Origin of the sequence: Bradyrhizobium sp. Ec3.3 (genome assembly GCF_000472925.1) — a bacterium.
GTDB lineage: Bacteria > Pseudomonadota > Alphaproteobacteria > Rhizobiales > Xanthobacteraceae > Bradyrhizobium.
The window spans coordinates 1-7,464 of sequence record NZ_AXAS01000125.1; the positions used below are offsets into that span (position 1 = coordinate 1).

The window sequence follows — 7,464 nt, forward strand, 5'->3', positions numbered from 1 at the left end:
AGCTGCTCATTGCACTCTGGCGTCTCGTTACAACAGGCGAAATGTCGGACGGCATTGTCCTGCGTCCTGCGTCATAACCGATAACTTCGAAGGGGAAAGGAGATCAGATAACAGCACGACAGTTTTGGCGGGCCGTGGAGGTGTGGTCTGCCGATGACGATCCGAGGCGGTGGTGATTCGCTTTTCACAATGGCTTTCAAGCCGCGATCAAGGATGGACCCGCCGCCCCGGAGCTCGCCGCCGATGCGCATGATTGCATCATGGTGCGATCCTCGAAGGATCGACCGAATACAAGGCTGCGGCGCGATCAGCGCCTGATAGCGGGCTCGCCTCGGATTTTGTCGCCGTGCCAATGCCGCTGTACACGTGACGTCATGCTCACGGGTGAGACGACCAACGGCGTGTGAAGATGAAGATCGTAAACTTCGCCGCCAGGCCACTCTTGGAATGGCGCATTATCGCTCGGCACGCGCTTTCGCTGTCAATCCCGCGCGCCAAAAGGCGCGCCCCTTGCGGGCTGCAGGGATTGACCGCTCAGCGCGGCCAAGCAAAGGGGGCCCTTCATGCCGAGAATGGAAGAAAGCGCCTCGCTGACACCGAACCAATCGTCGGACTCGACAAGTGGATAGAGAGCAGCGTGTGGGGAAGTTTACCCTTGACAAGGAAAGCCCCATACAAGGTGAAGAACCGGAAGCATCCAGCCATTTACCGAATTATGGATGCGCTCTCGTGATGCGCTGGCGACAGCCGAGCACAATCAAGGACGTAGCCAGCTTAACGGGCGCCTCGGCGTTTGATAGGCGTCGGGGTCGTTGCTTTCAGGGCGTACTCACTTGGCGCGCAGATGCCGGCTCTTCCTGCACTCAGCCATTCGTATCTCGTTTCTTCAATCGTATCGCTCTTGTGCGTGCCGAGTTCGCAACGATTGCCATCGCAGGCTAGCCTTCCCTTTTTCTACGACCGTCACCGTCATCGTGTCGTGGTCGAACATAACCTCGATGTCGCAGCCACCATCGACGGCAGTGCCGATCATTACCGCCTCGACGAATTCCATGCCGTCGCTGTCGCCGAATATAGCCCGTTTGACGACCAACCAATTCTCGAATGGATCCTTAAGCGGGTCGCACTCGTTCGCATAGGCCACGGTAGCACTGCCCTTGGGCCTCGCGCCGTTATGCTTGAGATAGATGCCCTGGCCACCGACAAGCCAGAAACCGGGCAAGCTCTGACCGTTCATGGTGCGCACCGAAACCGGCCATTGCTGCACGGCTTCGTTCCACAGTGCCTTCAGTCTCGTGTAAGGAAACATCAGCTTCACTGAAGTTGGCTCCTTTTCGCCGCGTAGCCATCCATAATTGCGGAGGCGATCTGGTCGCGCGAAGTGACGCACACGATCCGCGTATCATTCGGCAAGGGGAACGTCAGCCAACGGGTTTCGTCATCGTGTGCGGCGATCGCGACGAGAGCTTCGACGTAGGCTGCCTTGTTATCGTCGGCCACGGCGAAGCCTGCATCCGTCAGCGCAGTACGTTCCCGCTCGTCAAACTTCATGGCGTCATCTCGACTTGGATGACGCACGCGATTTATCCGCGCTGACGGCTGAAGCCTTGTTAAATCGCGTCAACGTTGTGAAGTATCGGTAATGTCTGAGCCTCGGCGGAGTCGAGGCTCCGTCGCATCGCGACGATCAGGGCAAGAGGCTAAGTCACTGACTGATCTTCTTTGTCTGCCCCGCGCATCACGATCATCAGCGTCATCTGGCAGCCTCCGCTTCGCTTCATCCCACAGTGCCCGCGTCGAGATGTCGCGCTCCCTCGTTTGCGCGCGATTGTCAGCCTGGAGCTTTGGATCGCCGTAACGCTCGTGATCAATGTCTCCGCGGGCATTTTCCGTCCCCGTGCTGGTCGCAAGCCAGCAACCAACCGTTGACGATTTCCCACTTGTCTCGCCCCCTTGCGTGGAATTTCGGGAGCGGCGAGCGCTTATCTTCTAATTCGCAAAGGAACCTCAACGTAATCGCGGGCGGAGGCTGCCCCGCGATCGATCGAATGAGATTGAAGCCAGCGACGCCATTCGCGAGTAATCAGCAGTTGGCGTTGGATTTGGTAAGTCGACGCGCGTCTTCGCCCCATGAGGCAAGCCCCCGAAAGGTCTTCAGTTAGTCGCGCTGGCTTTGTTAGAGGTGCTCCATTCGAGAGCGTTGGATAGCATCCAGACGGTACCGGGCATCGTCGTGCCGACGGCACCATCGAGCCCGCGATATGAACGAGAGACCTTAAGGCTTTCTAAAATGGGTTATGACGCTTTCGCCGTCTGAAGTGCCTTCGTTTGGTTGCTTTGTTGTCGCCGGCACCGCCAATGTGGCCTTCTGGGCCTAGTGATTTTCTGGCATCACCGTTCTTTTCTGTGGAGGGCAGATGGGCGACGATCGGACGAATTGGCGTTGCGTCTGGCCAATCGTTCCGTCATCAAACAGCGCTGTCGAGACTGACTTCGTGCGCGCGCTGCCGGCCGGCGTAACCGTTCATGCAGCCCGTATTTACCTCGCCGAGACCACAGCCCGAAGCTGAACGGCGCATGATCTACGATCATGTACCGATCGCGGTCACCGACCTTGCGACGCTGCGGCCGCACGTGGTCGCCTTTGCCTGCACCAGCGGCGGAGCCGTGCTGGCGCTGACGGGGAGACCGCGCCGATCTGCGCATCAGCAAAGAACAGAAGCGTGATCCACCTCGCGAAGATCGATGCCCACTGTTGGCCTTGTTGCGCAATGTGGCGTCCTACCCGATCGTCGCCCATGCATTTACGGAAACTGCCGCCGCGCTGCGGGGCGGGTTTCGTTGTCACCACCTCGAATGAGATTACGGCGATTTAACTGGCTGATTGTGCCGGATCAGGCGATAGCTGCACGCGGCGCGCGATGGCTGCGCGCGGCAAACACCAGCCGCGACGACTTCCACAGAAAGTGATGACGGATATAGAAATCACCGAGGAGTGCCGCGCCTTAATTGCAGCCGAATTCCCTTTCGAGCAGATCGGGCGGCGCTTGCCAAACGGCAACTGGCAGATGCCGGTAGATGCGGAAACGTGGAGGCGGCTGCAGAAGGTGCGGCTGCACGGCGAGTCAATCTCGGACTGCATCATCCGCGTCATCATCATCACCTTGCACCAGCGTGGCTTGCTGTAGAAACGGCAACCCTGCCTTGTATGTTGATATGCTCCTACCATTGCATCCGATGATCGATGTTGAACCCGCAGTCCCTCCAATCCGCATCGCGTACAGACGCCTGGCTGAGTTGGGGCAGCGAGGCGGCAAAGCACAAAAAAATGGCCTACTCAAACAAGCCGAAAATGTTCCGTGTGCGTAACAAGTGCGGACGCTCGGCAGCGACATTAGCTGACCGAAGATGCGACGTCGGCGGTAGTTCCATTCGTTGAAGCGCTTCACAACCAAACAAGTCCTCAAAGCCATCGGCGAGCCGCATCTGCAGCTCATCGATGCCGGCGGCTATTGGTGCTTCGTCTATAATGACAGGACCGCTGGCGTCTTCGACACTTACGACATCTACACGATGCGCCTTAACGACTTTCGCCTTTGCGATTGGGTCGCGGAAGGGCGCGGATTTGTTGCCGCCGTCAAGAACCGCTTTCAGCGGCCTTAAGGGAGGCCGTCCAACTTTAATTCACCCTTGGCAGCGACGACCTTTTCCACTCTGAGCGTGGTACTTTCGAACTCCATAGCTTTGCCATCGAGATTCCTGATCCGGAAGACAATCGGCTTGTCCCCCCGGCGTTCGGCTGAAACTGTCCGTTTGAGTAGCTGATTTGGATTTCCGTCGCCTACTGAGCCAACGCGGCCGACAACGGCAGCATCGTCGCGAAGATCGCCACGGAAGTGAATTTCGTGGTCGTGGTCAAAGCGTACATCATTGGACCTTCCGGACTTGAGACAGATCAAAACTCGACGGCGGAGACATGGCGCGCTCCTTGTCTTGAGCACCCCTTGCCAGTTTCTCGTGCTGGCAGGGCCGGAGCACGACCGGACCATCCCGGAAGCCGTCAATGCGCAATCGCGGACATTCGTTCATATGGCCCATCGATTGGGTCAGGAGCGCGAGCAATTGAGCCGCGCGAGTGGCCCGGAGTTGTAGATAAGAAATAGATCGCCGGTATAGTGGAAATATTCTCCAACAAACTCCTTCGTCACAAACTTGAGTTGGACCTTGTTGTTGCTGGTAACGCGGGGAGTAAGCATTTTCCCGTTGCCGCTCGTTATGGACAGCTTGTTCTTGTCGCCCAACTGTCACATTCAGATCGATTGGTTTTGGTCGAACGGCCGGATTAGTCATTTCTTGAACGACCTGCCCTTTGCAAGAGAACTGTTGCTCTGCTGCACCGCTGGGCCTCACCATCGTTGTCAGCAAGATTAAGCTGCTACCCACAGCCAATCGAGTTGCCCGCACCATGACATCGCTCCAATCCGGTACCCGCGTCTTCGATAATCTCACTCATAGCCACTAATTTGGTCAAGGCACGCTTCAGTTGGCTATTTGCGCGTTTGGCCCTTCTCGACCGCCCACGAAACTTGCTCGATGTCGGCTGTCAGAAGTGATCCCGACGTGACCGGCAGCTCACTGTAGACAAGGGCGCCTCGATGCTCGTTCCTTACACGATTTGCTTGGCGAACGGATGTGTGGCGGCAACCGTTCCCGAACCGACATTCCTACGCGAGCTCGACACCGGCAAAATGCTTTCTCTTGAAATGGTCAATTCCAATGTCGTTACCTTCATTGCTTCGCTGTCGCTCGATAACTTCGCTCGACAAGGGGGCGCTGCTCAAGTTTTTGAGCAGAAGCTGGAAGGAAATTGGGGACGGCCGACAAACGAAAGCAACAAAAGATAGCTTACCGCATCGACCAACTGTCACGGCAGGCAACGGTCGCTGAGGAAAAGCTCCGGCGCCTCTATGCCCTGGTCGAAGATGGCATCACGGATCGGGCGGTGAGGCGATTGGCGACCGCCTACTTCAATCCAAGTATTGATACCTTGGCGGTTGTGATCTCCGTTGGCCAAAGCACCTCCGTCAGCCCGGTCGCGGTAGCGACGCGCTGGCCCTGCGGGGTCTGAAAGGTGATAACTCCGCCGCCGACCGCGCCACCGATCTTATTGCCCCAGAGCTTGCGGCCCGTATCTGCGTCGAGCGCATAGAAATTGCCGCCCATATCGCCAAAGAAGACAACGCCGCCGGCTGTAGGTACAACGCCGCTCTGAACGGGATAATTGGTCTTCGCGCGCCAACGCCATTTTCCGCTGTCCGCGTTGACGGCGTAGAGCCATCCCGCCCAATCGAACGCGGGATCCGCCTTACCCCACATGTTATACGGATTGATTGAATCCTCCGCCGACCAAGGCGTGTATTTCGGCGTTCGTTCGGCTACCTTGACGGGATCGACCCTGACGGTTGTGCACCATTGAACCTCACCGATCATGACGAGATTGTTCTGCGGGTTGTATGCCGGCCCGTTCCATTCGGCACCGCCGATAGAGCCGGGGCAGAAATGCACGCTCTTTTGTGGCGAGAAAGGTACGTCGACGTTCTCGATCGCCGTGACCGGAAGCCGATAGAGCATCTCCTTCGTGTCAAGGTCGAATCCGTAGAGATGGCCGTCCTTGGGTGCAACAAGCATAACCCGCTTGCCGGCGGCGGTCGTCACAATTGCGGGCGCACCGGATACGTCCCAATCGTGCCAATCCTTGGGAACGATCTTGAAATGGTCCTTGTAAGCGCCGGTGCGCGCATCGAGGACAATGACTGAGTCGGTGTAGAGATTGCCGCCGGCCCGCACCGGGGCGGCGAAGTCGGGCGATGGATTGCCACCCGGGACATAGAGCAGTCCCGTATCGGGATCGAGCGAATAGGAGGTCCAAGTAGCGCCCCCCGAGATCGGCTGGCCGCGCGCCATGTCCCAACTTGACGTGTTGAGTGGCGAAGCACCTTCTGGGCCTCGGGTAGGATCGCCCGGCTGCTTCGGCACGAGATAGAATTCCCAAACGATCCGTCCGGTCTGGGCGTCGAGCGCATACATGCGCCCCTTCACGCCCTTGAAATCGCCGCCAGCATTGCCGATGAAAACCAATCCGTTCCAGGCAATCGGGGCCGCAGGCACGCTCTCACTTTTCTTCGGATCAGCGATTGCGGTCTCCCACAGGCGATCACCGGTCTTGAAGTCATACGCGAGCACGCGGCCATCCTGTGTCCCGCGGAAGATCCGGCCGTCGAGGTAAGCGACGCCGCGGTTGACGGCCTGCGGCGTCGCTGGCGTGTAGCTCTCATGCTTGCGCCAGTTCTCGCGGCAAGTGGCCGGGTCGATGGAGAAAGTGTCGTATTGTGTCGAGAACAGCAGCGCACCGTTTACGGCAAGGATCCCCGTGTTAAAGCCGGTATAAATGCCTGTATCGTAGCTGCAGAGCACCTTGAGCCGATCCGCGTTCTCCCGGTTGATTTCGTCTAAAGCCGAGAAGCGGTCGGAAGTGAGCGTTTTGTTGTAGCTCGGCCAGTCGCCTGCATCCTTGGTCGCTGATCGTGAGGCGCTTGCCGCCGGCGCGCCATCGAAACCTGGCGCGGTCTCGACCGTCAGTTCGCCTTTGGGCGCGTTGAGATAGCGCACATAATTAATCCCCATGGCGGCGATTGGAACGAACGCGTTCCAATACATATAGATCGTGCCTGCGACCGCAACACCGACGACGGCTATGGTTCCGAGACCAATCTTCATCGCCTTGTTCATGTGGAAACTCCTTTCGCGCAGAAAACCTTGGTACGCGCGTTCGAGCCGATGAGATCCTTGGTTTCGCTTCCTTTCGGACTCCTGACCGCTCCAGCCGAAATGTGTTGGATCCAATCATCCAACCGCTCCGCGATCTTGTTTGGCGAGATCGAAGGTAAACACGCCATTCACTTCGTCTGGCCGTTGCGACACTTCCGATGGCGAAGCAAGCGGTGCCTAGTGCAGCCGGTACGGCAACTTTGTCCGTCAAGCCCATGTTGGCTCCTTTCTTCCCTCGTTTATAATCAGGCCAAATAGTCGAACACGACCTGCCCCAACCCCAGCGTCAGATCAGTGATGTAATGGCTGCCGGAAACGACGCCGCGCACCGGCAAACGGGAAACGTCGCACGATACATGCTCGAAAAGCTCAATAGCGGCAGGGCCAGACCAGGCGCCCTTCAGCGTGACGTCCTCGCAGTAATAGCGCACAAGCTCGCAGATCCGCGGCGTGCAATCCACGTGCGGGATGATCTTGATCATGAAATTGGGCCGTGCGAGGTTTCTCAGCAAAGGCTCTGGATCGAGCTCATGATGCTTGTAGCCCATGGTGGCGGAGACGCAGAGCACTGAGCCATAGTGCAGGGTGCACACCAGAGTTTCGCTCTCATGCGTGATTTTCGGAGCAGCAAGCTTT

General features: G+C 57.9%; 7 protein-coding genes and 1 pseudogene. 4 read left to right on the plus strand and 4 right to left on the minus strand.

Going from position 1 to position 7,464, the window contains the following annotated elements; genetic code table 11:
- Window positions 1–886 precede the first annotated feature (886 nt).
- Entirely contained in the window at window positions 887–1,309 is a 423-nt protein-coding gene (locus YUU_RS55675; protein ID WP_245288323.1) for a DUF3085 domain-containing protein, read from the minus strand.
- 5 nt (window positions 1,310–1,314) lie between these two features.
- Window positions 1,315–1,551, minus strand: a complete 237-nt coding sequence (locus YUU_RS0145120) for a hypothetical protein (RefSeq protein WP_027528030.1) — start codon at window positions 1,549–1,551, stop codon at window positions 1,315–1,317.
- 975 nt (window positions 1,552–2,526) lie between these two features.
- Here YUU_RS0145120 and YUU_RS59860 point away from each other — a divergent pair.
- From YUU_RS59860 to YUU_RS57965, 4 genes and pseudogenes are all read left to right on the plus strand, one after another.
- Complete coding sequence (locus YUU_RS59860; RefSeq protein WP_156944931.1) at window positions 2,527–2,727, plus strand: hypothetical protein; 201 nt, start codon at window positions 2,527–2,529, stop codon at window positions 2,725–2,727.
- 194 nt (window positions 2,728–2,921) lie between these two features.
- Window positions 2,922–3,188 carry a hypothetical protein gene (locus tag YUU_RS0145130; protein ID WP_027528031.1) on the plus strand — a complete coding sequence of 89 codons (267 nt, stop codon included), beginning with the start codon at window positions 2,922–2,924 and terminating at the stop codon, window positions 3,186–3,188.
- A gap of 247 nt (window positions 3,189–3,435) precedes the next feature.
- Entirely contained in the window at window positions 3,436–3,663 is a 228-nt protein-coding gene (locus YUU_RS0145135) for a hypothetical protein (protein ID WP_027528032.1), read from the plus strand.
- A gap of 977 nt (window positions 3,664–4,640) precedes the next feature.
- Window positions 4,641–4,904 (plus strand): annotated as a pseudogene (locus tag YUU_RS57965) (invasion associated locus B family protein); the annotation flags it as partial.
- Window positions 4,905–5,022: 118 nt separating this feature from the next.
- Here the strand turns inward: YUU_RS57965 and YUU_RS0145155 are convergent.
- Window positions 5,023–6,789 carry a PQQ-binding-like beta-propeller repeat protein gene (locus tag YUU_RS0145155; RefSeq protein WP_027528034.1) on the minus strand — a complete coding sequence of 589 codons (1,767 nt, stop codon included), beginning with the start codon at window positions 6,787–6,789 and terminating at the stop codon, window positions 5,023–5,025.
- A gap of 284 nt (window positions 6,790–7,073) precedes the next feature.
- Window positions 7,074–7,464: acetoacetate decarboxylase (locus YUU_RS0145160; protein ID WP_027528035.1), on the minus strand; the 391-nt coding region annotated here is incomplete at its 5' end.

Bases quoted from the DNA above. Each gene is read 5' to 3' on its own strand.
- YUU_RS55675 (WP_245288323.1), bottom strand. From the start codon at position 1,309: ATGTTTCCTTACACGAGACTGAAGGCACTGTGGAACGAAGCCGTGCAG.
- YUU_RS0145120 (WP_027528030.1), bottom strand. From the start codon at position 1,551: ATGAAGTTTGACGAGCGGGAACGTACTGCGCTGACGGATGCAGGCTTC.
- YUU_RS59860 (WP_156944931.1), top strand. From the start codon at position 2,527: ATGCAGCCCGTATTTACCTCGCCGAGACCACAGCCCGAAGCTGAACGG.
- YUU_RS0145130 (WP_027528031.1), top strand. From the start codon at position 2,922: ATGGCTGCGCGCGGCAAACACCAGCCGCGACGACTTCCACAGAAAGTG.
- YUU_RS0145155 (WP_027528034.1), bottom strand. From the start codon at position 6,789: ATGAACAAGGCGATGAAGATTGGTCTCGGAACCATAGCCGTCGTCGGT.